The sequence below is a fragment of the Lysobacter sp. K5869 genome (assembly GCF_018847975.1).
Lineage (GTDB): Bacteria > Pseudomonadota > Gammaproteobacteria > Xanthomonadales > Xanthomonadaceae > Lysobacter.
The window spans coordinates 352,672-377,557 of record NZ_CP072597.1; the positions used below are offsets into that span (position 1 = coordinate 352,672).

The window sequence follows — 24,886 nt, forward strand, 5'->3', positions numbered from 1 at the left end:
TTTTTCGCGCGACACCGCGGCCACGAACGCCCGGGCACAGACGCCCGGCGCCACCTCGCCCGCAACCCCTGTCGCAATACAACGCCCCTGGGCTGGCTAGAATCGCCGGGCCCGCGCCGGCCATGACGGCCGCGCGCTACGCGCACTTCACCTCCAGGAAGGACATCCCCCAATGAAGAATCGAATCGCATCGCTGAGCTTGCTGTTGTCCCTGGGCTTCTCGGGCCTGCTGCACGCCGCGCCGCTGGGCGCCGGCGCGACCGGCCAGGTCGAGGAAGCCGACGGCATGATCTCGATCGAAGGCACCAACCACGAGCGCAGCTTCGTCGGCACCGGCGGCGAACTGCACATCGTCGGCACCAACAACCGCATCACCGTCACCGGCCCGCTGTCGCTGGTCTCGGTCGACGGCGCCGGCAACACCGTGCAGGTGGATTCGGTCAAGCGCGTGGAGATCGTCGGCGCGCAATCCCACGTCTACTACAAGTCGGCGCCGACCAAGACCGGCCGCCCCGCGAGCTCGGTGACGGGCGCCGGCAGCGGCGTGTCCAAGCGCTGAGCCGATTGGGCTTTATCGCAACGGCTTCCCCGCGCGGGGCGCGGGGAAGCCGTTTGCGTTTCACCGTCCGCGCGAACGCGGCCGAGCCGTAACCTCGCGCAACCAGGGCGGCTGCGGATCGAACTCGCGCGCCAACCGATCCACGAACGCGCGCGTCTTCGCCGGCACCAATCGTCCCGGCGGCAGCACGACGTGGATCGCGCCGTCGTAATCCATGCGCCATTGCGGCAGCACGCGCACCAGCGTCCCTTGCGCGAGCTCTCGACCGATCAGCCATTCCGGCGCGGGCACGATGCCGGCGCCGCCGATGCACGCCGCCAACAGGCCTTCGCCGTCGTCGGACACGATCGCCGCGTCGATGCGCTGCACGCTGCGCTGGCGGCCGCCGACGAGTTTCCACTCCGGCCAGAACCGCGCCTTCGGCATGCCCAGGCAAGCGTGGCGTTGCAGGTCGTCCGGACGCTGCGGATGGCCGCGGCGTTGCAGATAGGCCGGCGCCGCGCACAGCAGGGTTTCGAATCCGGCCAAGCGGCGCGCGACCAAACGGCTGTCGGCGAGCTCGCCGATGCGCACCGCCGCGTCGAAGCCGTCGGCGATCAGATCGACGAAGCGGTCGGTGTGCGACAACTCCAGGCGCAGCTTGGGATAGTCGGCGAGAAACTGCGACAACCACGGCGCGATCCAGCGCTGCGCGAACGCGGCCGGCAACGCGAGGCGCAACAGCCCTTGCGGCGCGGCCGCGGCTTCGGCGGCTTCGACGTCGGCCGCGGACAGTTCGCCGAGGATCGCTTGCACCCGTTGCAGGTAGATGCGGCCCACCTCGGTCAGCGCCACGCGCCGGGTGGTGCGCGACAACAAGCGCACGCCGAGCCGCGCTTCCAGCGCGTCGATGCGCCGCGACACCACCGACGCGTCGCGCCCCAGCGCGCGCGCCGCCGCGGCGAAGCCGCCGTGTTCGGCCACGGCGGCGAAGGCTTCGATCTGCTGCAGTTCTCCGCCGGATCGTTCCTGCATAGGATGCACGAGTGATTTGGGTTTCCGCCCGATTATCGCCTTTGGCCGCAGGAATTACAGTGACCCTGCTTCGCCGCCCAAGCGGCGCCTCCCTCACTGGAATCCCTCATGTCCCCACGCGACGCCGTCTTCCCCGCCGCCCGGCACGATCTGTACCGCCTGCACCGTTATTCGCCCGCCATCCGCAGCGGCGGCTTCCTGTTCGTCTCCGGCCAGGTCGGCAGCCGCGAGGACGGCTCGCCGGAGCCGGACTTCGCCGCGCAGGTGCGGCTGGCCTTCGACAACCTCGCCGCCGTGCTTGCCGCGGCCGGCTGCAGCTTCGACGACATCGTCGACGTCACCAGCTTCCACACCGACCCGGAGCATCAGTTCGAGACGATCCAGCAGGTGCGGATGGAGGTCATGGGCGAAGCGCCGTATCCGAACTGGACCGCGATCGGCGTCAACTGGCTGGCCGGCTTCGACTTCGAGATCAAGGTCGTCGCGCGGCTGCGCGAGCACGCCGCGGGCGCAGCCTGATCGCCGCAAGCCGCGCTCGTGGCGCTGCGCAACTACGACGATTTCTATCGCCTGTACTGAGCGCGCGGCTCAGGCCCGCGCCGCGCGCACCGCATTCAATGCGCTGAGCCACAACACCGCGCCCGCGCCCAGGCACAGCAGCGGAATCGCCGCGGCGATCGGCCAGCGCCATGGCAACACGACGGCGAGCGCCACCATCGCCGCGCCGGTGAGGTAATGCGCGCGATTGCGGAACAGCGAGGCCAGCGGCAAGAAGTGCAGCCCGACGATGGCGACGCCGGCGGGCACGATCCACTGCGTGCGGTGAACCACGTTCAAGCCCACCACCGCGGCGGCGAACGCCGCCCATTGGCCGATGTTGACCCAGCGAAAATGGCGTTCGGTCCGCTGCGTTTCCGCCGGATCTTCGGCCGGCGGCGCCGGCGGCTCGGCGCGCAACGCCCGCCAGTGGATCAGGAACAACGCCGCGCCGGCGGCGACCGCGATCGCGGCCAGCCACGGCATCGATGGAAATTCGCCGAGCACCCCGCCCACCAGCCACATCGTGCCGAAGGCAGCCATGAACATGCCGCCGCGCGCGCGCGATCCCGTCATCGTGCTTCCCCTGGTCACCGCGCGCGATGCGCTGTTCGAGCGTGGACTGTAGCGGCCGGCGTGGGCGGCTTCGTCTCCCAGAAGTCGTGCTTGCGCGGCGATAGCGGAACGATGCGAAGCACCTGCCCCCAGCACAGGCCGCGAACTCAGGCCTTGTAGCCCACCCAACCTTTGAAGGTGAACGCCGCATAGAACGACTCGACTCCGTCGAACCCCGCTTCGCGCAGCAGCGCCGCATCGCGTTCGGGCGCGAGCACCGGCAAGCGCTCCCGGATCGCGGCGATCGAGCTTTCTGCCTGTTCCGCGGGCGCGCCGCCAGCGGCCGCGTACGCGGCGTAGCGCGCGAGCCAGCGCGCGGCGCCGTCGGCGGGGAAGCTGTGATGGGCGACGACCAGCGGCGCGCCGGGTTGGAGCCGGCGATGCAGTTGGCGCAAGGTCGCGAGGCGTTCGGCTTCGGGCAGAAAATGCAGGGTGAGCAGGCAGGCGGCCGCATCGAACGGGCCGTCGGGCGCGGTGTCGATGTAGCCCTCGTGCAGGCGCGCGCGCGGCGCCAGCGGGCCGAGCGTCGCCGCCGCCAAACGCAGCATTTCCGCCGACGGGTCGACGCCGTCGAAGCGCCAGCCCGGTTGCGCGCGCGCGAACGCGGCGAGTTCGAGCCCGCCGCCGGCGCCGAGCACCAGCACGCGCGCATCAGTGGGCGCGCGTTCGGCCAGCAGCAGGCCGGCCATCGTGTGCAGGTCGCGCAAGCCGGGGACGATGCGCGCGGTGCGCTCGGCGTAACGCGCGACGGCTTGCGGGTCGGAGAAAGCGTCGGCGGGGTTCATCGACGGGTCGCGGGTGGCGATTGGGCGAAAGATTCGGGGCTCGATTTCACGTAACAATTAATGTTCCATGTAGCCCGAGCTGTCAAGGCCAGCCCCAGCCGACGCGCGCGAACGCCGCGCTCCATCGACGCAAGCGCCTCTGAGGCCATGAAAGGTTCTTCCCGAAACGGCGACGCCACGCCGCCCGCGAACGCTCACTCCACGTCCGCGCCCGGCGGATGCCAATGCCGGTACACCGAGTAACTCACCCCGACCGCGCCGATCAGCACCGCCGGCACGTACAGCGCCCGATACTCGGCGACGCTGAAAAGCCCGACCCCGAGCGTGCCGCCGATCAGGAAGCTGACGATGATCAACAGGCACAGCGACACCCGCCGCCGTCCGACCGGCAAACCGCGGATCCAATGGCCGATCGCCAGACCGATGTCGGTGAACAATCCGGTCAGATGCGTGGTGCGCACGATCGCGCCGCTGTAGGTGGTGACCATCGCGTTCTGCAAGCCGCAGGCGCCGGCGGTGAGGAACACGCCGAGCACCGAGTGCCGCTCCAGCAGCGGCACCGCGGCGATCAACAACGCCGACTCCACCGCCAACGCCACGCCGTAGCGACGGCCGAGCCGCAAGGTGCTGTTCTGGATGATGAGGCCGCTGAGGATCGCGCCGGCCACGAACGACAGCGCCAACGCGGCCAATTCCAGCGCGACCGCGGGCCGGCCCTGGCCGATGGCCATGCCGAGCAAGGTGGTGGTGCCGGTCAGATGGGTGACGGCTTGATGTTCGTAGCCCAGGTAGCCGACCGCGTTGATCATGCCGGCGGTGGTCGCCAGACACGCCGCGCCGACCCAGACCCACCTCGGTAATGCGATCCCCATGGCCACCTCCGCTCGCGTCGATTCTAGCGCGGCGGATCGCGAGCATCGGACTGCGGCTGCGGGCGGGGAACGGCTACGCATCGCGGATGCCCGTCCGTGGCGGGTGGAGCCGAAGGCGCGGGCGCGGCGCTGGTTCTGTCGCGCGGCGCGACGAACCGATCTTCGCGGCCGAAACGCAGGACTGTGCTGCGGGGCGCGTTATCGCATCCGGCCAGCGCCGAGCATGCCCACTCTTGGATCAACTCCGGGCGCCTCGCCCGGCCCGTCGAAAAAGAAGCTTGTCATGACGATGTCCTTCCGCGCCGCTGCGCTCGCGCTCGCCCTGGTTTCGTTCGCGGCCTTGTCCGGCGAAGCCGGATCGCAACCGGCCGCACCCGCGACGACCCAGTGGATTTGCTTCTACGCCTCCGACCAGCATCCGGAGATCGGCGAGATCGGCTTCCTCGTAGAAGGCGGCCGCCGCTGCCCGTTCGTGCGCAACGATCCCACGTACGGCCCGATGATCTTCGTCCGTCGCGAACCCTGGAACTGACGCCCGCCGGGCGCCCGCGGCGATGCGGGCGAAGGGACGCCGCCGTCGCGGCGGCGTCCCCGTTCGCTCACGGAACGGTCGCCCGGATCAAATCTTGGTGATGCGGATCCAGTTGATGTTCCATCCGCCCTGCTGCGCGAACACGCCGACGTTGTAAGTGCCGGCGTTGACGTTGACCGTGTGCGACACGGTCGTCCAGTTCTGCCAGCCGCCGCTCGCCGGCACCTGCACCTGACCCAGCACCACGGCGCCGGCGTTCAAGTCCAGCGACAGCGCTCCGCCGCTGGGGCTGGCCACGCGGTATTCGACCCGGTAATTGCCGCTGCTCGGGAAGGTCACGTTGTTGTAGGCCATCCAGTCGCCGGTCTCGATCCAGCCGACGTTGTAGCCGCCTTCCGAACAAGCCTCGACCTGCACGCCGTTCTGCGCGCTGAAGTTCTCCGCTTCCAGCGTGGTGCTCGGGCCGGGGTTGCTGCCGCCGCCGCTGTAGACGCGCACGTAGTCGACGTGCATCTTCGCCGGCAGCTTGCTCTCGTCGACGTTGAAGCCCGGCCAGTTGCCGCCGATGGCGAAGTTCAGCAGCAAGAAGAAGTCGCGGTGAAACTCCTCGGTGCCGTTGACGCTGTTCTGGATGCTGGCCTCGTGGAACTTGTTGCCGTCGACGTACCAGCGGATCGCGTTGGCGTCCCATTCCACCGAGTACACGTGCCAGTCGGCCACGCTCAGCGGCGTGTTGCCGCCGTACTGCGCGTAGTTGCCGTTGTGGTCGCGCCAATGGATGGTGCCGTAGGTGCGGTCTTCGTTGTTGACGTGCTCCATGATGTCGATCTCGCCCGAATCGGGCCAGCCGACCTGCGGCAGGTTCGCGCCGAGCATCCAGAACGCCGGCCACGCGCCCATGAACGAGGGCAGTTTCATGCGCGCCTCGATCTTGCCATATTTGAAGGTGCGCACGCCCTGCGTCTTCATTCGCGCCGAGGTGTAACGGTAGCCGCCGAAATCCTCGCGCTTGGCGGTGATGACCAGGGCGTTGTTCTCGATGCCGGCGTTCTCGCGCCGGTAATACTCGAGTTCGTTGTTGCCCCAGCCGCTGGTTCCGTTGCCGGTCTCGAAGACCCAGGACGGGCCGATCGACCCGTTGAACTCGTCGCTCCACACCAATTGCCAGTTCTGCGCCCAAGCGCCGCCGGCGAACAGGGACACGACGAGGAACGCCGCGATCCGCATCAGCTGTTTCATGATTGTCTCCTCGTGGATGGTGAACACCGCTACGAGGCGGGACACGACGCGGCCGCGCGCCCGCATCGCTGCGCGGGGCGCACGAACACACCGGAAGGCTTTACGCGATGGCGCCGATCCCGCCTTCTCCAACGACGCTGTCCCGGGCGCGCTGGAGAGCCGATCCTAGGCGAGCGCGCGGCGCCGCGCCGCGACCGAGGCGACAGTTCGCGCGCTTTCGCGCCGATGCGTGACGCGCGCACGCTCGGCGCGTGAGGGCGATTGGGGCGCAGCGCGGCGAAAAACGCTCGGCACTGGACGATGGGAAGATGCGCTGCCTCAACTCGCGGCGAAAACGCCCGGCAACGCCGGCAGTTCGAGCGACTGCAGATACAGTATTCCGGCGCAAGTTCGGATACAGAAACGAAGAGGGCGCCGAACGGCGCCCTCTTAGAATCGCGGTCGATGCGCCGACGCTTACTTCGCGCGCACGATCTCGAACCCGCTCACGTCCACGCCGAGATTGAAACCGCGGCCGGTGCCGCTGACGGCCAGCGACACCTGGCCCTTGGTCATCGCCAGCGCCTCGCCGCTCTTCACCACGCCCGCATTGGCGCCGGCGGTGACGTAAGTGCCGTAGATCTCGCCGATGCCCTTGAGCTTGGTGAACTCGCCCTTGCCGTTTTCGATGCTGTACTTGCCCGCGGTCAGGCCGGCGCCGCGCACGTGGATGCGCACGTTGGCGCTCTGGCCGTTGTCGCAAGTGACACGGCCGCTGCCGTTGATGTGTTTGTAGATGACGGCCCAGCCTGAGGTATCGAACGTCATGTGGCATTTGGTCTCCGCACCGGCGGCGCGAGCCGGTTGGACCGCGAAACTGCCCGCCAAAGCGAAAGCCAGGACCGCTATACCCGCGATGCGCATGGTCATGCCTGTTTCTCCTTGAGTGAACCGGTCGGGGCCGGCGAAGCGCCCGCCGATGGGGCGCTCGCAGGCTGCCCGTACAAGCTGGAGCGGCCGACGTTAGCGCCGCGCGAAAAAGCCTGCGCGAGGCTGAATCGTTCGGACACGAGCGGCAAGAAACGCCGCGCAAGCTGAGCGGCGCCGCAATGCGCGCGTCGCGCATCGGTTTCGATCGCGCCACGCCCGCGACCGCGGGTCGCGCGCGGCGAAGTACACCGTCGGCGTGTATCGCTCGAGGGATCGGGCCCACTGCCTGATCGACATCGGCATCGGCGGCGCGGCGAAGATCGGAGGCGCGCGGCGCCGAGCGACGCGCCCGGTCGTGGTGGCGACGGCCGGCGCGCTACGCAACGCCGGCCTGGGCGGATACTCTGCGCACCTCCTCCGTTCGCGGTCACGCCGATGCGCCTGCTCCTGTCCGCCCTGCTCTGCATCGCCGCCACCGCCGTGCCCGCGCGCGCCGCCGAATTCGCGCTCGCGCAGCGCTGGATCCACGGCGCGCCCGGCGAACCGGCGTTGCAGGTGCAGGCCGCGGCGCCGGGGCTGTGGATCTTGCGCCAATCCAAAGCCAGCAACTTCGAGGCGCCGTTCCTGTATCTGATCGCCGGCGAGCGCGGCGCGCTGCTGCTGGACACCGGCGCCGAGCCCGCCGACGGCGCCGCGTTGCCGCTGCGCGCGACGGTCGACGGCCTGCTGCGGCAGTGGCAGCGCGAACGCGGCTTGGCGGCGCCGCTGGCGCTGACCGTCGCGCACACCCACGCCCATCGCGATCACGTCCACGGCGACGATCAGTTCCGCGACCGCACCGACACCCGCATCGTCGGCCGCGGCGCCGCCGAAGTCGCCGCGTTCTTCGGCCTGACCCGATGGCCGCAAGGCGAGGCGACGTTCGAGCTCGGCGGCCGCACCCTGACCGTGCTGCCGCTACCGGGCCACGAAGCCGCCCACATCGCGGTCTACGACCCCGCCAGCGCCAGCCTGTTCACCGGCGACACGCTGTATCCCGGCCTGCTGACCGTGCGCGACCTCGCCGCCTATCGCGCCAGCGCGCAGCGGCTGGCCGCGTTCGCGCGCGCGCACCGGGTCGAGCGCGCGCTCGGCGCCCACGTCGAAATGAGCGCGCGGCCGTACGCGCTGTATCCGCTGGGCAGCGCGTTCCAGCCCGAAGAACATCCGCTGCCGTTGAACCCGGCGCACATCGCGCAATGGACCCGCGAAACCGCGCGCCTGGGCGACTTCCTCGGCGAAACCGCGTTCGCCGACTTCGCCTTCGCGCGCGTGCCACAAGCCGGCGAGTTCGACGACCCGCCCGGCAGCCACGGCATGCTCGTGGCCGGCACCGACGCGGTGTATCTCTCGCATCTGCCGATGTTCCACCGCCCGCACGATTACCAACTGATCCTGCGCGCGGAGCTGCCCGAACCGAGCTTGCGCGCCTACCGCGACGACGCCCGCGCGCATCCGGACGAGTACTACACGCTGGTGCCGACGCAGCGCTGGGCGCTGCCCAAGACGATCCAGCCCGATGCGCGTTTCCGGGCCGACCTGTATCGCGGCCATTTCGAGCGCGGCGGCGCGCGCATCGCCGAAAACGTGGAAGTGCGGGTCGCGCGCATCGTCCACTTCCGCCGCTTCGAGCCGGGGCGCGAACCGCGCTCGGCCGAGTGGATCGCGTTCGGCGAAGGCCGCGAACATTTTCTCGCCCATCGCATCGAAACCCCGCCGGACGTCGACCAGATCGTGCGCATCGACGGCGCGCCGCGCGAAGGCGCGCAGCTGCGCCACGGCCGCGACAGCGGCGCGCTCAAGCCGGGCGAGCGCTTCGACGGGGTTCGGGTGTTGCGTCCGATCTACACCGAATACGGCGATCTGGCCGAATAGACGGCGCACGCGCGCCTCAGTGCAAGCCCGCGTTGCCGCGCAACGTCGCCACGGTCAGATCGACGAAGGTGCGCACCTTGGCCGAGGCGTAACGCCCCTCGCGATGCAGCACGTGCACCGGCACCGGCGGCGGCTCGTACTCGCTCAGCACGACCTGCAGCGTGCCCGCGGCCAGGTGCGGCGCGATTTGATACGACAGCAAGCGCGCGATCCCGAACCCGCTCGCCGCCGCCTCGATCGCCGAGTCGTTGGAACTCGTCGCCAGCCGCGGCTCGATGCGCTGGGTCTGCGCCGTCTTGCCGTGGCCGAACTTCCATTCGATGGTCGGGCTGATGCCCAACGCCGAAACGATGTCGTGCCCGGCCAAGTCCGCCGGCGCGCGCGGCTCGCCGCGTTCGCGCAAGTACGCCGGCGAAGCGCACAGCACCCGCCGCACCGTCGCCACCCGGATCGCCTGCAGGCTGGAATCGGGCAACTCGCCGATGCGCACGCCCACGTCGACGCCTTCTTCCAACAGGTTGACCACGCGGTCGAGGAACAGCGCCGACACCTGCGCGCCTGGATAGCGGCGCAGGTAATCGACCACCACCGGCAACACGAACATGCGGCCGAACTGGACCGGCGCGGTCACCGCCAACTGCCCGCGCGGCGCGGCGTTGACGCCGGCCGCGGCCTCTTCGACCTCGTCCACCTCCTGCAGGATCCGGCGCGCGTCGTCGAGGTAGCGGCGTCCGGCCTGGGTGGCGCGGACGAAGCGGGTGGTGCGGTCGAGCAGCTTGACCGCCAGCCGCTCCTCCAGCGCCGCCACCGCGCGCGTCGCCGCCGGCGCCGACAGGCCGAGCTTGCGCGCCGCGGCGGCGAAGCTCTCTTCCTCGGCCACGGCCACGAACACCGACATCAGGTGGAACCGGTCCATGCCGATTATTCCTATTTTCGGAATATTGAATTTAATCCAGCGCCGATTCCTGCGCCAGGGGAAATGGAGGACAGTGACGCCACGCCGAAGCACGGCGCCCTTCCCCGCCTCGAACCGAACCGGAGCCCCCCCATGAGCCGCATCGCCGTCGTCCAACCCGAAACCGCCGATACCCAGCAGCGCGAACTGCTGAGCGCGATCCAGTCCCAGCTCGGCGCCGTGCCGAACTTCCTCAAGGTGTTCGCCAACTCGCCGGCCGCGCTGCGCGCCTTCCTCGGCCTGTACGGCATCGCCGGCGACGGCGCGCTCGATCCGCTGACCCGCGAGCGCATCGCCCTGGCGCTGGCGCAGCAGAACTCGTGCGAGTACTGCCTGTCCGCGCACACCCAGATCGGCCAGAAAGCCGGCCTCGACGCCGGCGAGATCCAGGCCAACCGCGACGGCACCAGCCAAGACGCCAAGGCCGCGGTCGCGGTGAAGTTCGCCCGCTCGCTGGTCGAGCACCACGGCGAAGTCACCAGCGCCGAGATCCTGGAGGTGCGCAACGCCGGTTTCGGCGACGCCGAAATCGTCGAGATCATCACCCACGTCGGCATGAACCTGCTGACCAACATCCTCGGCAAGGCCAGCCGCGTCGAGATCGATTTCCCCAAGGTCTCGCTGGCCGCGGCCGCCTGATTCCCCACCCACCACAGCGGGCGCCGGATGCACCGGCGCCCCGATGTTCGGAGCCTTCCATGCCTCGCGCCTTCGCCCGCATCAGCTTCACCCCCAGCGTCCAGCAGGTGCAGGAACGCTACGGCGCGCGCGAGGCCAACCGCGCGTTCGAGCTCAGCGACGACGCGCGCGACGAGATCGGCGAACGCGAGGCCGAGTTCATCGGCGAACGCGATTCGTTCTATCAAGCCACGGTGGGCGAGGAAGGCTGGCCGTACGTGCAACACCGCGGCGGCCCCGCCGGCTTCCTGCGCGTGATCGACAGCAAGACCCTGGGTTACGCGGATTTCCGCGGCAATCGGCAGTACTTGAGCGTCGGCAATCTGGCCGCGAACGAGCGCATCTCGATCATCCTGATGGACTACCGCAACCGCCGCCGACTGAAAATCTGGGGCCGCGCCCGCGTCGTCCACGAAGACGAGAACCCGGAACTGATCGCGCGCCTGGAGATGCCGGCCTACCGCGCGCGGGTCGAGCGCGGCGTGGTGATCGAGGTGGAAGCCTGCGATTGGAACTGCCCGCAGCACATCACCCCGCGCTACACCGAAACCGAAGTCGAACAGATGCTGGCGCCGCTGCGCGAGCAATTGCGCCAATCGCAGACCGTCGCCGCCAAACCCGAGGTGCTCGGCGAAGGCGCGCTGGAACTGACCGTCGGCGCGGTCCGTCAGGCCACGCCGCGGGTGCGCGTGTACGAGCTGCGCGACCCGCAAGGCGCCGACTTGCCGGCGTTCGCGCCGGGCGCGCACCTGCGCGTGCCGGTGCCGACCGCAAACGGCGTCGAGTTGCGCCATTACTCGATCTGCTCCGATCCGGCCCGCCGCGACGTCTACGAAATCGCGGTGCTGCGCGAAGACGCCGGTCGCGGCGGTTCCAAGGCGCTGCACGCCGCGTTCGAGTTGGGCCTGCGCCTGCGCTGCGACCCGCCGCGCAACAATTTCGAACTCGAAGCCGGCGACCGGCCGGCGGTGCTGATCGCCGGCGGCATCGGCATCACCCCGATCAAGGCGATGGCGCATGCGCTGGCCGCGCGCGGCGCCGACTTCCGCCTGCACTACGCCGGGCGCAGCCTGCGCGAGATGGCTTTCGTCGAGACCTTGCGCGAACGTTTCGATTCGCTGCGGCTGTATCCGTCCGAACAAGGCCAGCGCCTGGACCTGCGCCGCGCGCTCGCCGAAGCGCCGGCCGACGCCTTGATCTATGCCTGCGGCCCGGCGCGGATGATCGAAGCGGTGGTCGCGGCAGCGGACGAACTCGGTCTCGCCGACCGGGTGCGCTTCGAGCGGTTCTCCGCGACGGCATCGGCCGACGGCCGCCCGATCCGGATCGAACTGCGCCGCAGCGGCCGCAGCGTGTCGGTCGCGCCGACCCAGACCGTGCTGGAAGCGATCCACCTCGCCGGCATCGACGCGCCGTCGGACTGCAACGCGGGCCACTGCGGCACCTGCGCGGTCAAGGTGCTCGACGGCGTCGCCGAACACCGCGACAGCGTGCTGACCGCCGCCGAGCGCGAACGCTCGAACCTGATGTGCATCTGCGTGTCGCGGGCGCAAACCCCGCACCTCGCGCTCGACCTCTGACTTCCTTCCTATTCCCCCACTTTCGGATCCCCGCGATCATGCGTCCCTTGCTCACCGCCGCCCTCGCCGCCTCGCTGATGCTGCCTACCGTCTCCGCTGCCGCCGCACCGCCGTCGGCCGAACCGCAAACCGTGCGACACCACACCGTGCAGGTCGACGGCGTCGACCTGTTCTACCGCGAAGCCGGCCCCAAGAACGCGCCGGTGCTGGTGCTGCTGCACGGGCTGCCGAGTTCCTCGCACATGTTCCGCCGGCTGATGCCGCTGCTGGCCGACCGCTACCGGGTGATCGCGCCGGACTATCCGGGCTTCGGCGCCAGCGCCGCGCCCTCGCCGGCCGATTACGACTACAGCTTCGACCGCCTCGCCGTCACCGTCGACCGCTTGCTGGAGCAACTGCGGGTCGAGCGCTACAGCTTGTATGTGTTCGACTACGGCGCGCCGGTCGGCTTCCGCCTCGCCGTGGCGCATCCCGAGCGCATCGAATCGTTGATCGTGCAGAACGGCAACGCTTACGAGGAAGGCATGGGCACGCTATGGGATCCGCTGCGCGCGTACTGGCAGGATCCGACGCCGCAACGCTCGGAGCTGATCGCGCAGAAACTGCTGAGCCTGGAATCCACCCAGTGGCATTACCTGCACGGCGTGCGCGATCCGGCGGCGATCGCGCCGGAAAACTGGCTGCTCGATCAGGCCTTGCTCGACCGCCCGGGCCTGCGCGAGATCCAGCTGCGGCTGCTGCACGACTACGGTTCCAACCCGGGCCGTTATCCCGCTTGGCAGGCGTACTTCCGCAAGTACCAGCCGCCGACGTTGATCGTGTGGGGCAAGAACGACCCGATCTTCCTCGCGCCCGGCGCGCAAGCCTATCTGCGCGACCTGCCGAACGCGCGGCTGCGTTTCTACGATACCGGCCACTTCGCGCTGGAAGAGGATCTGGTTCCCATCGCCGCCGAGATCGGCGAGTTCATGGACCGCCACGTGAAGCCGCGCCGCGACTGAGTTCGGTGGCGAACACCGCAACGCGCATCGGGTCGCTTGCGACCCGATGCGCGTTTTGCGCCTCACGAACCCTCACCTTGTGATGCGATTTCGGCCGCGCGCGCGGGCCTTGCGTAGCATCGCGTTGCAGCACCGCGAGCAACGTCTCCCCACCGCATCGTTCGATCCAGGCATCGCTGGAGGCCGGTTCATGCGCCCGATCGCATCGCATCCCTTATTCCTCGCGGCGCTGCTGGCGCTGCCCGCCGCGCACGCCGCGCCGACCGCGCTCGCCGGCTTGGGCGGCGGGGTCTGCACCGCCGCCGGCGTCAACGACTCCGGCGCCGCGACCGGCCAATGCCGCAGCGCCGCCGGCGATTTCCTGCCGACGTACTGGGCCGCCGGCAGCAGCGTCGCGTTGCCGCTGCGCGGCCTGGAACTCGATGGGCCGTGCGAAGCGCTCGGCATCGCCCGCGACGGACAGATCGCCGGCAACTGCGAGTTGGGCGAACAAGGCGAACGCTTGCCGGTGGTCTGGCGCGCGCCGTCGCTGCCCTCGGCCTTGCCCGAAGTCTTGAACGGCCGCACCGGCGACGACCGCGCCGCGGCGGTGGCGATCAACGCCGCCGGCGCCGTGGTCGGCATCAGCACCAGCCCGGGCGGCAAGGACGTTCCGGTGATCTGGAAGAGCGGCCAGACCGCCGCCACTTCGTTGCCCGTGCCCGGCACCTTGCCGCCGCTGCTGACGCCGGTGACCGAATGTCGGGTCATGGCGCTGGATTCCGCGGCGACGCCCGCCGCGGTGGGCAGCTGCGACCTGCGCCAGGGCGGCGTGGTCGCGGTTCGTTGGACGGCGAACGCGCTGGGCGGCTACAGCGTGACGATGCTGCCCGGCGTGCCCGGCGGCAGCGGCTGCATCGCCACCGCGATCAACGCCGCCGGCTACATCGCCGGCACCTGCGAGGACGCGGTCGGCGACATGGCCGCGGTGCGCTGGCGGCCCACGCTCGGCGCGCCTGCGCTGCTGCGCGGGCTGCCCCGCGACGCCGCCGCCGGCCAGCAAGTGTTCGCCGCCGACATCGGCGCGTCGGGCCTGGTCGTCGGCAACTACATCGCCGGCGACGGCCGCTCGCGCAGCTTCGTGTGGGCGCCGGCGGACGCGCCCGCGAACGAGGACGCGCTCGACCTCGGCCTGCTCGGCGGCTCGCAGGCGTATGCGCGGCAGATCGCCGACAACGGCCGCATTCTCGGCATGACCGACACCGCGCAAGGCGCGCAGATCGCGTTCTCGTGGACGCCGACGAACGAGATGCAGGACTTGGGCACGCTCGGCGGACACACCAACCTGCCCGCGGCGATGAGCGCGAACGGCGCATGGATCGTCGGCGTCAGCACCGACTCGGCTGGCCATCGCCGGGCCTACCGCATCGGCCCCAGCAAAAACGCCGCGGCGGCGCGCGCCGACACCGCGGCGGCGAGCGAAGGCATCTCGGAAGGCGGCTACCCCAGCTTCGAGCTGATCAATCCGATGCCCGCGTGCTCCGACAAGGACAGCCGCTGCAGCACCTGGATCAATAACGGCTTTTGTTCGTCGACCTTTTACACCGTCGCGCAAAAAGCGCAGTACTGCGCGGCCTCGTGTAGGCTGTGCGGAAAGTAGCGCGGCGCCCGCCGCTCAGCGCAGATAGCCGACAATCAGCCGCGTCACTTCGTCGGCGAGCGCCGTTTCGCCTTCCCGCGCCAACAGCTGCGGCCGGTACAGCACGGCGTTGTGGGTCACCGCCTCGATCGCGTGCACACAGACGAAGGTCGCCATGTCCAGATCGACCGGCCGCAGCTCCTCGCGGTGCGCGTCCAAGTACGCGCGGAACAGGCCGTAAGCTTCGCGGTTCATGAGCTCGACGTTTTCCAGCCGGCCGGTGCGCGGCACTTGCTCGGTCAGCGCGCGGTGCAGCTTCGGATCGATGCGGTGGGCCTGGATCGCGATGACCGCGAGCCGGCGCACCGCCGCTTCCAACGGCTGGCCGGCGACTTCCGCCATCGCCGCGCGGATCGTCCGGGTGAGTTCGTCGTTGTGGCGGTCGATCACCGCCGCCACCAGCGCTTCCTTGCTGGGAAAGTACTGATACAGCGAGCCGACGCTGACACCCGCGGCCTCGGCGATGCGGTTGGTGCTGGCCCTGTCGAAGCCATCCTTGACCAGAATGCGAGCGGTCGCCTCGACCAAGGCGTCGACGGTCGCGCGCGAGCGGTCCTGGGAAGCGTTCTTTCTGGGCTTGGTCAGCGGTTTGCGCGCCATGGCGGGGGCCGGTCCGAATACGAGTATCAAACACGAGTCATCGCTCATATTATTCGAGACAGGCGGCGACCGCCATGCGCGGTCCGCGGCCCGGTCCACCCTTGCCAGGGATGCAGCGATGAACACGCAAAGCCTCGCGGCGCAGACGCTTCAATGGCGCAGCGCCAGCCCGCGCCCGTATCCGACCACCGGCGGCCCGCCGAGTTGGCAGAGCCGTTGCATCGAGCGCGTGCTGCGATCGCTGCGCGCCAAACAGCGCTGGGGCTCGCCGGCAGCCGTGCACCGCGCGGTGTGCGCGGCCGCGGCGCGGCCCACCTCGCATGCGCCGGTCGGACTCGGCCGCGACGTGCAGGTGCGGCTGAGCTACGCCGAGGGCTGGCCGGTGTACCGCACCGCGCCGCTGCACATGCAAGACGACGGGAGCGGCTACGTCGTGTTCCTCCACGGCGGCGGCTACTTCAAGGAAATCGTGCGCGCGCACTGGCGCATCGTCGGCCGGCTGACGCGGGAAGCGCGGGCGCGCTGCATCGTGCCGATCTATCCGCTGGCGCCGCGCGCCACCGCGCGCGATCTCGTTCCCGCGACCGGCGCGCTGTTGCGCGACGTCCTTCGCGACGCCGGCGCGGCCGAGGTCACCGTGGTCGGAAACTCCGCGGGCGCCGGTTTGGCGCTGGCGGCGGCGCAGTGGCTGCGCGATCGCGGCCATCGCCAACCCGATGCGCTGGTGCTGGTCTCGCCCGGCGTCAACGCCGCGCTGGACACGCCGCAGCGCGCGGCCATCGCCGGCTACGATCCGCTGCAGGACCTCGCCGGCATTCTCGAAGCCGCCAAGCTCTACGCCGGCGATCTCGACCTCGCCCATCCCTACGTCAGTCCCTTGAACGGCGGCCTGCGCGGGCTCGCGCCGATGCTGATCTTCTCCGGCACCCACGACCTGCTCTATCCCGACAGCGTGGATCTGGCCGAACGCGCGCGCGCCTGCGAGGTTCCGGTCGAACTGCATCTGCGGCTCGGCCAACCGCACAACTACGCGGCGATGCCGACGCCCGAGGGACGCGAGGCGATGGCGCGCATCGTGCGCTTCATCGCGCAGCGCGCAGATGCCGCGCCCGCTGCCGGCGGCCTTCGCGAGGCTTGACCCGATTCCATCGATCGTTGTCGTCCGGGCCGCTTTCGGCGCGGGCCCGGGATGCCGATCATGGCGTCCCGTCAGCCCCTCCCGCCATCGAGAGCCCCATGGTCCTCCTCCGCATCGCGCTGTTGATCCTCGCCGCCGTCCTCGCCCTGCCGGCCCAGGCCGAACCGAAGGTTGAGTCGCTGCGCCTGTACGCCTTCGACTGCGGCCGCATCGTGTTCGACGATCTCGGCGCGTTTTCCGACACCGGCGAATACGACGGCCAACCGGGCGAGTTGTCCGCGCCCTGCTTCCTAATCCGCCATCCCAAGGGCGACCTGCTGTGGGATTCCGGCCCTGGCGACCGCCTCGCCGCGACGCCCGGCGGGGTCAAGATCCGCGAAGGCGTGCGCGCCGTCGTCGCCAAGACCTTGCAGTCGCAACTCGACGCCATCGGCTTGCGTCCGGACGATATCGAGTACATCGCCTTCTCGCATTTCCATTGGGACCACACCGGCAACGCCAACGCCTTCGCCCGTTCGACCTGGCTGCTGAGCCGGCGCGAAGTGCAGGCGCTGGAAGGCCAGCCGACGCCGACCAGCGTGACGCCGGACAACCTCTCCGCGTACAAGCAAGCCAAGGTCGAACTGATCGATCTCGACCGCGACGTGTTCGGCGACGGCTCGGTGCGGATCCTGCGCGCGAACGGCCACACCGCCGGCCATCAAGTGCTGATGCTGCGCCTGCCGAAGACCGGCACCGTGATCCTCTCCGGCGATCTGTTCCACACCCGCGAGAACTTCGAGCAAGGCCGCATGCCGGTGTTCAATTACTCGCGCGGCGAGACTTTGGGATCGATGGATCGCATCCGGCGGATCCTCAAGAACACCCAGGGGCGTTTGGTGATCCAGCACGACCGGCGCGATTTCGACGCGCTGCCGAAGGCGCCGGCCTATCTGGATTAGCGATGTCGTCCCGGCGGGCGACGGTCGTCCGCCGGGACATCGCGGCGTCCTCCCTATCGGCCGCATGCCGCGGCCGATGCGGCCGTACGTAATGCGGGCGGATTATCGCCGGCATCGGACGCCACCGGCTCGGCGTCCGACGCCGGCCTCTGAAGCGAGCCCGCGAACACCCACTCTCCCGGCGACGGATCGGGATCGTCGACGGCGTCCGGATCGGCGAGCCGGTCCAAGCGCGCTCCGGCGTCGCTCATCGCCGCGCCCAGTGCGTCGCGCGCGGCGCCCCAGCGGAACGGTTCGCCGGCGCGCCGCAGCCAGCGGCCGACCCAAGGGCGCTGACGCGCGAAGCCGGGCGTTCCGGCGGCGTCCACGTCCATCGCCGTGGCGATCAAGCGCGCGCCCGGCAGGGTGTCGGCCAGCCCTTGCAGCAAGACGCGCAGTTGGTCCACGCCGAGATACATCAGAACGCCCTCGGCGACGATCAAGGTCGGCCGCTGCGGATCGAAGCCGGGCGACGCGCGCAGCACCGCGGCGATCGGGCGCGCGGACAAGTCGGCGGCGACCAGGATCAACTGCGCATCGTCCGCGCCGATCTCGCGCAACGCCGCGCGCTTGATCGCGACCGTGCGCTCGCGTTCGATCTCGATGACCCGCAGGTGCGGCGCGCGCGCCAGCAGCGCCAGCGACAAGCCGTCGAATCCCGCGCCGAGCAGCACGACCTGTTCCGCGCCACCGTCGCAGGCCTGCAGCGCCCAGCGCCGGATATGACGTTTTCGCCAAGCGTAATGGGCGCCCAGACCGGGCAAGTACAAGGCTTCCAGCAGCGCCAACAGCCAGCGGCCGGGCGCGCGATCCACCGCGAACAGCAAGCGCCGGCCGGGCGCGCCGCAACGCTGCAGGCAAGCGTGGGCCAGAACCGCGCTGCGTTGCACGGCAGGGTCGGCGTCGCGCCGCGCTTGACGCACGCAGGCCGCGGCCAACAGCATCGAAGTGGAGATGCGCTCCATCTCAGGCCCGCATCAGCGCGAGGTGATGGCGATACCAATCGCTCTGCCAGCGCTCGCCCGGATCGAACTCGCGCTTGGCGCGCAGGAATTCGCCGAAGCGAGGATGCGCCGCCTCCAGCTGAGCGCGCGTGGCCCAGCGGTGATAGGTGAGGTAATAACTGCCGCCGAACCATAACGCGTCGTCGATCAAGGCGCGGAACGCGGCCGCGGCCGCGTCGATGCCGGCGGCGTCGTGGCGCACGTGCAGATTGAAGATCACGCAGGCCCAGGGCTCGCGCGCCCAGGCCAGCACGCTGGTCGGATCGCGTTCGATCAAGCGCACCGTGCCGTAGATCGGCTGCGCGCCACGGCGACGCAGACTGTCGGCCGCGCGTGCCATGAATCCGGCGAGCGCGGCGCGCGGCACGTACAGCTCGGTGATCATCTCCGAACCGCAGTGGCCCAGCGATCGGTCCACCGCGTCGTGGTAGCCGTCCAGATACACGCCGGTCTGCTGGGCGTCGCTGGCGTAGTGCTGGCCGTCGGTGGCGAGATAGAAATCGGCGTACTCGCGGAACGCGCGCGACGGCTCGCGATGCGCGAGCCAGAGCAAGCGGGCGAAATCGTCCGCCTGCAAATGGCGCGGCGCCGAAGCGGCCGCGCCCGGCGCGGGGCGATAGCACGACAGCACGCCGAGATCGAGAAAATCGTCGTTGCCCGGATCTATAGCGAACTGGAAATCGCCGTAGAGGCAACCCTCGGCGATGGCCTGGGCGAATGCGGCCTGCAGTTCGCCGACGCGCGCCAGCCGCACATCGCGCCGCAGCATCCGCCGCGGCGTCAAACGCAAGGTCAACGATGCGACCACGCCGAACAAACCGTATCCGCCGATCGCCAAGGCGAACCATTCCGGCCGCGAGGTCCGGCTCGCTTCGACGCACCGGCCTTGCGCGTCGATCAGCGTCAGCGCTTCCACGTCCTCCACGAACGGCGCGTAGGCCAAGCCGCGCCCGTGGATGTTCGAGGCCGCCGCGCCGCCGAGGCTGAAATCGTCGGCGCCGGTTTGCTTCTGCCGGATCGTCCAGTCGCCGGTGTTGTCCGGGCTCGACGCCAGCCACGCCAGCACCGCGGGCCAGCGGATGCCGGCTTGCACCGTCAGCAAGCCGCGCGCGTCGTCGAAACCGAGCACGCCGCATAAGGCCGAGGTATCCAGCACTGCGCCTTCGGACAAAAACTGCTGGCCGCCCATCGCGTGGCGCGCGCCGGCGGGAATCAGCGGCTGGCCGGTACGCGCGCATTCGCGCACGGCCGTGCAGGCCGCATCGAGCGAGGCCGGACGCAACACGCGGGCGCGGGTCGGATTGAGCCGCGCATGCACGTCGTTGAGCGATTCGAACGCGGGGACGCGGGATTCGGCGGTGGCGGACATGGGCGCGGGCACGGGACGGGATGGCCCGCACCGTACCGCTTGGTATCTCCGTCCGCTATTCGCGCAGTCGAAGTATCGGAATATGATCCCAACTGTCCCGCCGCCTGGAACCCGCGCCGCCATGATCGAACGCGAACGTCTGCTGGCCGCGCTCAAGCGCATCCTCAAGGAACGCGGCTGGCGCTACGCCGACCTCGCCGCCGCGCTGGGCGTGTCCGAACCCACGATCAAGCGCACGCTCGCCAGCGGCCGCATGAGCCTGGAGCGGCTGGAACAAATCTGCGATGCGCTCGACATCGATTTCTTCGAGCTCGCGCGCAATGCCCGCGGCACCCGCGAATCGCGCCGCCACTTGAGCGCGCATCAGGAAACCGCGCTGGCCGCCGAGCCGCGCCTGATGACGGTGTTCCACCTGCTCTGCCAAGGCTGGCGCACCGCCGCCATCGGCGAGGGCTACGGCCTGCGCAAGACCGAGCTGGTGCGCTTGCTCGCCCAGCTCGATCGCCTGCGCCTGATCGAGCTGTTGCCCGGCGACCGCGTGCGCCTGCGCGTGCCGCGCGATTTCTCCTGGCGCGACGACGGCCCGGTGCGCGCGCGCTATTTCCAGATGGCCAGCCGCGAATTCATCGCCGATGCCTTCGCCGGCGGCGAGGCGTATTTCGCCCTGGAAATCCGCGAGTTGGGCGAAGCCTCGGCGGCGACGCTGCGGCGCAAGCTGGAGAAGCTCGTCGCCGAGTTCAAGGAAGCCGCCGAACTCGACGTCGACCTGCCGCCAGAGCGCCGGCGCAGCGTCGGCATGTTGGTCGCGAGCCGGCCGTGGGTGTTCTCGTTGGTCGACAGCCTGCGCGAGAGCGCGCCGGCGCGACCGAAGTCCGGGCGCTGACGGCCGTCGATTCGGCGCCGCGGCCTCAGACCCAGCCTTGCTCGACCAATTCGCGCTTGAGGTAGGCGTAATAGATCGGCGCCGCCACCAGCCCGGGCATGCCGAACAAGGCCTCCATCGACAGCATCGCCAGCAACAGCTCCCACGCGCGCGCCTGGATCTCGCCGCCGACGATGCGCGCGTTGAGGAAGTACTCCAGCTTGTGGATCAACACCAGATACAGCAACGCCGCGGCGGCGACGTAGATCGACACCGACAGCCCGGCGACGGTGATCAGCGTGTTCGAGATCAGATTGCCGACCACCGGCAGCAAGCCGACCACGAAGGTCAGCACCACCAAGGTCTTGGCCATCGGCAGATGCACGCCGAACAGCGGCAGCACGATCAACAGGAAAGCGGCGGTGAAAACGGTGTTGAGCGCCGAGATCTTGATCTGCGCGAACACCACCCGGCGGAACGCGTCGGACAGGCGCGACGCGCGCGCCAGCAGTTCCGAACCCAAGGGGCCGAGCTTGAGCGGCTGCAGTTCTTCCTGCAGCGCGATCATCGCGCCGAGCACCATGCCGATCACCAGCCGCGCGCCCAGTTGCACCGCTTCCGCGCCGACCAGACTCAGGTCGCCGCGATGCTCGTCCAGCCATGCGCTCAACGCGCGCTGCAGGTCGCTCAGATCTTCTGGCAGATACGGCCGGGCCCAGGCCGGTACCTGGGTGCGCGAGGCGTCGATGATGTCCATCAGCCGCGCCAGCAAGGCTTGTTCGCCGCCGGTGTCGGCGCGGAAGAACGCGATCAGGCCCAGCGTCGCCAGGGTCAGGCCGCCGACCACCAGCGCGGCGATCAGCACCACCGCGATCAGGCGCGCCCATTGCCCTTTCACCCGCCGGTCGACCAGCCGCGCGAGCGTGTGCACGAGCTGGAACACCAGCAGCCCCGACAGCAACGCGCTGAGCAGGCCGAACTTGAGCACCAGGAACAGCGCCGCCGCGGCGAACAGCCAGGCCGCGATGCGCGCCGGCGGCGCTTTCAGCGAGGCCGCGGCGAGCGGGGAAGCGGTGCCGGCGCCGGGCGCCGCGACGGGTTCGACATGGGGATCCATTGCGGCCTTCCTGGGACTCGACGCGGCATTGTAGTGGGCGCTCTTGCGGTTTTTCCTCCGCCTTTCCGCCCGGGTGTCGGACCGGACGCCGGCGGCGGCGGCCGGCTCGCGCATCGGCCCGCCTCAGCGCGCAAAGCCACGGCCAAGGATGACGAATGTCATGCACTTCCGTGCCGAGGAGGGGCGACGCACAATGAGATCGCTGCGCCGGCGCTCGCGGCTTCGACCGCCGGCCGGCCGCGCCGCATCGAATGCGCCGGCCGCGCAGCGTCCGCAGTCCTCCCAGTGCCCGTCACGGAACCACGCCCATGACCTTTCGCCCCAACCTTCTTTCCCTCGGCCTGACCTTGGCGCTGGCCGGCGGCCTCGTCGCGTGCAAGCCCGCCGCCAACGAAACCGCCTCCGCGCCGACGCCCGCGCCCGCGGCGCCCGCCGCCGCGCCGGTGTCCGGCGTCGATCTGACCGGCACGGACAAGTCGGTCAAGCCGGGCGACGACTTCGACGCCTTCGCCAATGGCGGCTGGCGCAAGAACTTCGAGATCCCCGCCGACCGCTCCAACTACGGCGCCTTCACCGTGCTGCTGGAAACCGCGGAGAAGCGCAACGCCGAATTGATCGCGCAGCTCGCCGCGAGCAACCCCGCCGCCGGCAGCGACGCGCGCCGCATCGCCGACTTCCACACCGCCTACATGGACGAAGCCGGGATCGAGAAACGCGACCTGCAATCGCTGCAGCCGCAGCTCGACGCCATCGGCGCGATCGCCGACCGCGCCGCGCTGTCGCGCGCGCTCGGCGGCAGCGTGCGCGCCGACACCGATCCGCTCAACGCCACCAACTTCCACACCGACAATCTGTTCGGCGTGTTCGTGGCCAAGGGCCTGGAGCAGCCGGCCTACGTCGCCACCCTGATGCAGGGCGGCCTGGGCATGCCCGACCGCGAGTACTACCTGTCCGCCGACAAGGAGATGGCGGCCACGCGCACGGCGTATGAGGCGTACATCGTCGCGCTGCTGAAGCAAGCCGGCATCGCCGACGCCGAAGCCAAGGCCAAGTCGATCCTCGCCCTGGAAACCAAGATCGCCAAGGCGCACGTGCCGGTGATCGATTCGCAGAACGTGCACAAGTCGAACAATCCCTGGGAGACCGCGGCGTTCGCGCAGCGCGCGCCGGGCATCGATTGGACCGCGTTCTTCGACGCCGCCGGCCTGTCCGCGCAGAAGACCATCGTCGCCTGGCAGCCCAGCGCGATCACCGGCATCGCCGCCCTGGTCGGCAGCGAACCGCTGCCGGCGTGGAAGGATTACCTCGCCTTCCACGCGCTCGATCACGCCGCCTGGAACGAGGCCGTGCGCGGCCCCGGCGAGTTGCCCAAGGCGTACAGCGATCTCGCCTTCGGCTTCCACGGCACCACCCTGGCGGGCACGCCGCAGGCGCGCGAGCGCGGCAAGCGCGCGCTCGACGCGACCAGCGCCGCGCTCGGCGACGCGGTCGGCAAGGTCTACGCGGAGAAGTATTTCCCGGCCGCCTCGAAGCAGAAGGTCGAGGAAATGGTGCGCAACATCCTCGCCGCGTTCGACGAGCGCGTGGATTCGCTGACCTGGATGACCGCCGAAACCAAGGCCAAGGCGCGCGAGAAGGCCAAGTCGATGAAGGTCAGCGTCGGCTATCCCGAACGCTGGCGCGATTACGCCAAACTCGAGATCCGCCCCGACGACGCGCTCGGCAACCGCCTGCGCGCGGAGTTGCAGGAATACCGCCACCAGATCGGCAAGCTCGGCCAGCCGGTCGACAACGGCGAATGGTGGATGACGCCGCAGACGGTCAACGCGGTGCAGCTGCCGCTGCAGAACGCGATGAACTTCCCGGCGGCGATTCTGGACAAGCCGTTCTTCGATCCGGGCGCCGATCCGGCCGCCAATTACGGCGCGATCGGCGCGGTGATCGGCCACGAAATCAGCCACGGCTTCGACGACACCGGCGCCGAGTTCGACGGCCAGGGCAAGCTCGCCAACTGGTGGACGCCGGCGGACACGCAGCACTTCGACGAGGCCACCAAGAAGCTCGCCGAGCAGTACAGCGCCTACGAGCCGCTGCCGGGCCTGCACGTCAACGGCAAGCAGACTTCCGGCGAGAACATCGCCGACGTCTCCGGCCTGACCATCGCCTACATGGCCTACCGCAAGTCGCTCGGCGGCAAGGACGCGCCGGTGATCGACGGCTTGACCGGCGACCAGCGCTTCTTCCTCGCCTACGGCCAGACCTGGCGCAGCAAGATCCGCGACGCCGCCCTGCGCCAGCGCATCCTCACCGACGGCCACGCGCCGGCCGCGCAGCGCGCGCAGACCGTGCGCAACATCGACGCGTGGTACGACGCGTGGGGCGCTAAGCCGGGCGAGAAGCTGTATCTGGCGCCGGAGCAGCGGATCAAGATCTGGTAACGCGGCCCGCATCGGGCCAGCGCCCGCGACCGACGGCGAATCGCGCCGCCGGCCGCGGGCGCGAACGCTGCGATGCCGGCGCGAGGGGCGCGCGCGAAGGCGCCCGCCCCTCGCGGCTCACGGCCAGTTGTTGAGATAAAAGTAGTAGGCGTTGCGCTCGCCGCCGGGCTCGAACTCATAACGGTCGCAACGGCCGGTTCCAGGGCCGTAATCGCACATCGCTTGCTCGCGCATCCGCAGTTCGCTGCCTGCGGGGACGTTCTGCTGCAGCCAGTGTTTCTGCAGGCTGGTCCGGTGTTCACGGTCCGAGGCCTTGGCCTTGCGGCCCACGACCGTGATCACTACCGGCGCATCGGCAGTGGCTCGAGCGGAGGAGAATTCGAACTCAGGGCCGACCCCGTCGCGCGGATGCACGACGAATCCCGCGAAGGCCGGCCGCGTTTCATCCGCGTCCGCGGACTGCGGGCCCAGCGCGAGCAGCACCAGCCAGAGCGCGTGTTTCATCGGAAC

Annotated in this window: 25 protein-coding genes; 13 read left to right on the top strand and 12 right to left on the bottom strand. The window is 69.8% G+C overall.

Annotated features, from left to right (window positions below; all coding sequences use genetic code 11):
- The first annotated feature begins 172 nt into the window (after positions 1-172).
- Positions 173-559, top strand: coding sequence for a DUF3060 domain-containing protein (locus J5226_RS01470; protein ID WP_215838093.1), 387 nt, complete (start codon positions 173-175; stop codon positions 557-559).
- 60 nt (positions 560-619) lie between these two features.
- Here J5226_RS01470 and J5226_RS01475 read toward each other — a convergent pair whose 3' ends face one another.
- Complete coding sequence (locus tag J5226_RS01475; RefSeq protein ID WP_215838095.1) at positions 620-1,573, bottom strand: LysR family transcriptional regulator; 954 nt, start codon at positions 1,571-1,573, stop codon at positions 620-622.
- 108 nt (positions 1,574-1,681) lie between these two features.
- Between J5226_RS01475 and J5226_RS01480 the strand changes: the two genes are divergently transcribed.
- Positions 1,682-2,092 (top strand): RidA family protein, encoded by a 411-nt coding sequence (locus tag J5226_RS01480; protein ID WP_215838097.1) that lies wholly within the window; start codon positions 1,682-1,684, stop codon positions 2,090-2,092.
- A gap of 69 nt (positions 2,093-2,161) precedes the next feature.
- Here the strand turns inward: J5226_RS01480 and J5226_RS01485 are convergent, their stop codons facing one another.
- From J5226_RS01485 to J5226_RS01495, 3 genes are all read right to left on the bottom strand, one after another.
- Positions 2,162-2,686, bottom strand: coding sequence for a hypothetical protein (locus J5226_RS01485; protein ID WP_215838098.1), 525 nt, complete (start codon positions 2,684-2,686; stop codon positions 2,162-2,164).
- 146 nt (positions 2,687-2,832) lie between these two features.
- Entirely contained in the window at positions 2,833-3,510 is a 678-nt protein-coding gene (locus J5226_RS01490) for a class I SAM-dependent methyltransferase (RefSeq protein WP_255322960.1), read from the bottom strand.
- Between the two features lie 194 nt (positions 3,511-3,704).
- The gene (locus J5226_RS01495; protein WP_215838100.1) at positions 3,705-4,382 is read right to left on the bottom strand and encodes a YoaK family protein; all 678 of its coding nucleotides are present in this window, start codon (positions 4,380-4,382) and stop codon (positions 3,705-3,707) included.
- On the opposite strand from J5226_RS01495, the gene J5226_RS01500 reads away from it, so the two are divergent.
- Entirely contained in the window at positions 4,381-4,914 is a 534-nt protein-coding gene (locus J5226_RS01500) for a hypothetical protein (protein ID WP_215838102.1), read from the top strand. The genes J5226_RS01495 and J5226_RS01500 overlap by 2 nt on opposite strands.
- 87 nt (positions 4,915-5,001) lie before the next feature.
- On the opposite strand, the gene J5226_RS01505 is transcribed toward J5226_RS01500, so the two are convergent.
- Both J5226_RS01505 and J5226_RS01510 read right to left on the bottom strand, forming a co-directional pair.
- The gene (locus tag J5226_RS01505; protein ID WP_215838104.1) at positions 5,002-6,153 is read right to left on the bottom strand and encodes a carbohydrate-binding protein; all 1,152 of its coding nucleotides are present in this window, start codon (positions 6,151-6,153) and stop codon (positions 5,002-5,004) included.
- Between the two features lie 456 nt (positions 6,154-6,609).
- Positions 6,610-6,960: a hypothetical protein gene (locus J5226_RS01510; RefSeq protein ID WP_345778193.1), complete on the bottom strand. Its 351-nt coding sequence runs from the start codon at positions 6,958-6,960 to the stop codon at positions 6,610-6,612.
- Here J5226_RS01510 and J5226_RS01515 point away from each other — a divergent pair, their 5' ends adjacent.
- Positions 6,961-7,230, top strand: coding sequence for a hypothetical protein (locus J5226_RS01515; protein WP_215840571.1), 270 nt, complete (start codon positions 6,961-6,963; stop codon positions 7,228-7,230). It begins immediately after the preceding gene.
- 267 nt (positions 7,231-7,497) lie between these two features.
- Positions 7,498-8,976 carry an MBL fold metallo-hydrolase gene (locus J5226_RS01520; RefSeq protein WP_215838107.1) on the top strand — a complete coding sequence of 493 codons (1,479 nt, stop codon included), beginning with the start codon at positions 7,498-7,500 and terminating at the stop codon, positions 8,974-8,976.
- A 16-nt stretch (positions 8,977-8,992) separates the two neighbouring features.
- On the opposite strand, the gene J5226_RS01525 is transcribed toward J5226_RS01520, so the two are convergent.
- On the bottom strand, positions 8,993-9,892 hold the full coding sequence (locus tag J5226_RS01525) for a LysR substrate-binding domain-containing protein (protein WP_215838108.1): 900 nt from the start codon (positions 9,890-9,892) through the stop codon (positions 8,993-8,995).
- A 132-nt stretch (positions 9,893-10,024) separates the two neighbouring features.
- On the opposite strand from J5226_RS01525, the gene J5226_RS01530 reads away from it, so the two are divergent.
- The 4 genes from J5226_RS01530 to J5226_RS01545 all read left to right on the top strand — a co-directional run bounded on the left by J5226_RS01530 (position 10,025) and on the right by J5226_RS01545 (position 14,829).
- Complete coding sequence (locus J5226_RS01530; protein ID WP_215838110.1) at positions 10,025-10,570, top strand: peroxidase-related enzyme; 546 nt, start codon at positions 10,025-10,027, stop codon at positions 10,568-10,570.
- Between the two features lie 59 nt (positions 10,571-10,629).
- Complete coding sequence (locus tag J5226_RS01535) at positions 10,630-12,189, top strand: pyridoxamine 5'-phosphate oxidase family protein (RefSeq protein WP_215838112.1); 1,560 nt, start codon at positions 10,630-10,632, stop codon at positions 12,187-12,189.
- A gap of 38 nt (positions 12,190-12,227) precedes the next feature.
- On the top strand, positions 12,228-13,190 hold the full coding sequence (locus J5226_RS01540; protein WP_255322961.1) for an alpha/beta hydrolase: 963 nt from the start codon (positions 12,228-12,230) through the stop codon (positions 13,188-13,190).
- 190 nt (positions 13,191-13,380) lie between these two features.
- Positions 13,381-14,829 (top strand): hypothetical protein, encoded by a 1,449-nt coding sequence (locus tag J5226_RS01545; RefSeq protein WP_215838113.1) that lies wholly within the window; start codon positions 13,381-13,383, stop codon positions 14,827-14,829.
- Positions 14,830-14,844: 15 nt separating this feature from the next.
- On the opposite strand, the gene J5226_RS01550 is transcribed toward J5226_RS01545, so the two are convergent.
- A complete protein-coding gene (locus tag J5226_RS01550; protein ID WP_215838114.1) occupies positions 14,845-15,594 on the bottom strand; it encodes a TetR/AcrR family transcriptional regulator in 750 nt (249 codons plus the stop codon).
- Between J5226_RS01550 and J5226_RS01555 the strand changes: the two genes are divergently transcribed.
- Both J5226_RS01555 and J5226_RS01560 read left to right on the top strand, forming a co-directional pair.
- On the top strand, positions 15,587-16,606 hold the full coding sequence (locus J5226_RS01555) for an alpha/beta fold hydrolase (RefSeq protein WP_215838115.1): 1,020 nt from the start codon (positions 15,587-15,589) through the stop codon (positions 16,604-16,606). The two genes, J5226_RS01550 and J5226_RS01555, sit on opposite strands and share 8 nt — an antisense overlap.
- Positions 16,607-16,704: 98 nt before the next feature.
- Positions 16,705-17,547 carry an N-acyl homoserine lactonase family protein gene (locus J5226_RS01560; RefSeq protein ID WP_215838116.1) on the top strand — a complete coding sequence of 281 codons (843 nt, stop codon included), beginning with the start codon at positions 16,705-16,707 and terminating at the stop codon, positions 17,545-17,547.
- Positions 17,548-17,600: 53 nt separating this feature from the next.
- Here the strand turns inward: J5226_RS01560 and J5226_RS01565 are convergent, their stop codons facing one another.
- Entirely contained in the window at positions 17,601-18,551 is a 951-nt protein-coding gene (locus J5226_RS01565) for a class I SAM-dependent methyltransferase (RefSeq protein WP_215838117.1), read from the bottom strand.
- Between the two features lies 1 nt (position 18,552).
- A complete protein-coding gene (locus J5226_RS01570; protein ID WP_215838118.1) occupies positions 18,553-19,959 on the bottom strand; it encodes an FAD-binding oxidoreductase in 1,407 nt (468 codons plus the stop codon).
- Between the two features lie 121 nt (positions 19,960-20,080).
- Here J5226_RS01570 and J5226_RS01575 point away from each other — a divergent pair, with 121 nt between their 5' ends.
- Positions 20,081-20,842, top strand: a complete 762-nt coding sequence (locus tag J5226_RS01575; protein WP_215838119.1) for a helix-turn-helix transcriptional regulator — start codon at positions 20,081-20,083, stop codon at positions 20,840-20,842.
- A 25-nt stretch (positions 20,843-20,867) separates the two neighbouring features.
- Here J5226_RS01575 and J5226_RS01580 read toward each other — a convergent pair whose 3' ends face one another.
- Positions 20,868-21,938 carry an AI-2E family transporter gene (locus J5226_RS01580; RefSeq protein WP_215838120.1) on the bottom strand — a complete coding sequence of 357 codons (1,071 nt, stop codon included), beginning with the start codon at positions 21,936-21,938 and terminating at the stop codon, positions 20,868-20,870.
- Between the two features lie 308 nt (positions 21,939-22,246).
- On the opposite strand from J5226_RS01580, the gene J5226_RS01585 reads away from it, so the two are divergent.
- Positions 22,247-24,376 (top strand): M13 family metallopeptidase, encoded by a 2,130-nt coding sequence (locus J5226_RS01585; protein ID WP_215838121.1) that lies wholly within the window; start codon positions 22,247-22,249, stop codon positions 24,374-24,376.
- Positions 24,377-24,493: 117 nt separating this feature from the next.
- Here the strand turns inward: J5226_RS01585 and J5226_RS01590 are convergent, their stop codons facing one another.
- Positions 24,494-24,880 carry a hypothetical protein gene (locus J5226_RS01590; RefSeq protein WP_215838122.1) on the bottom strand — a complete coding sequence of 129 codons (387 nt, stop codon included), beginning with the start codon at positions 24,878-24,880 and terminating at the stop codon, positions 24,494-24,496.
- Between the last annotated feature and the right edge of the window lie 6 nt (positions 24,881-24,886).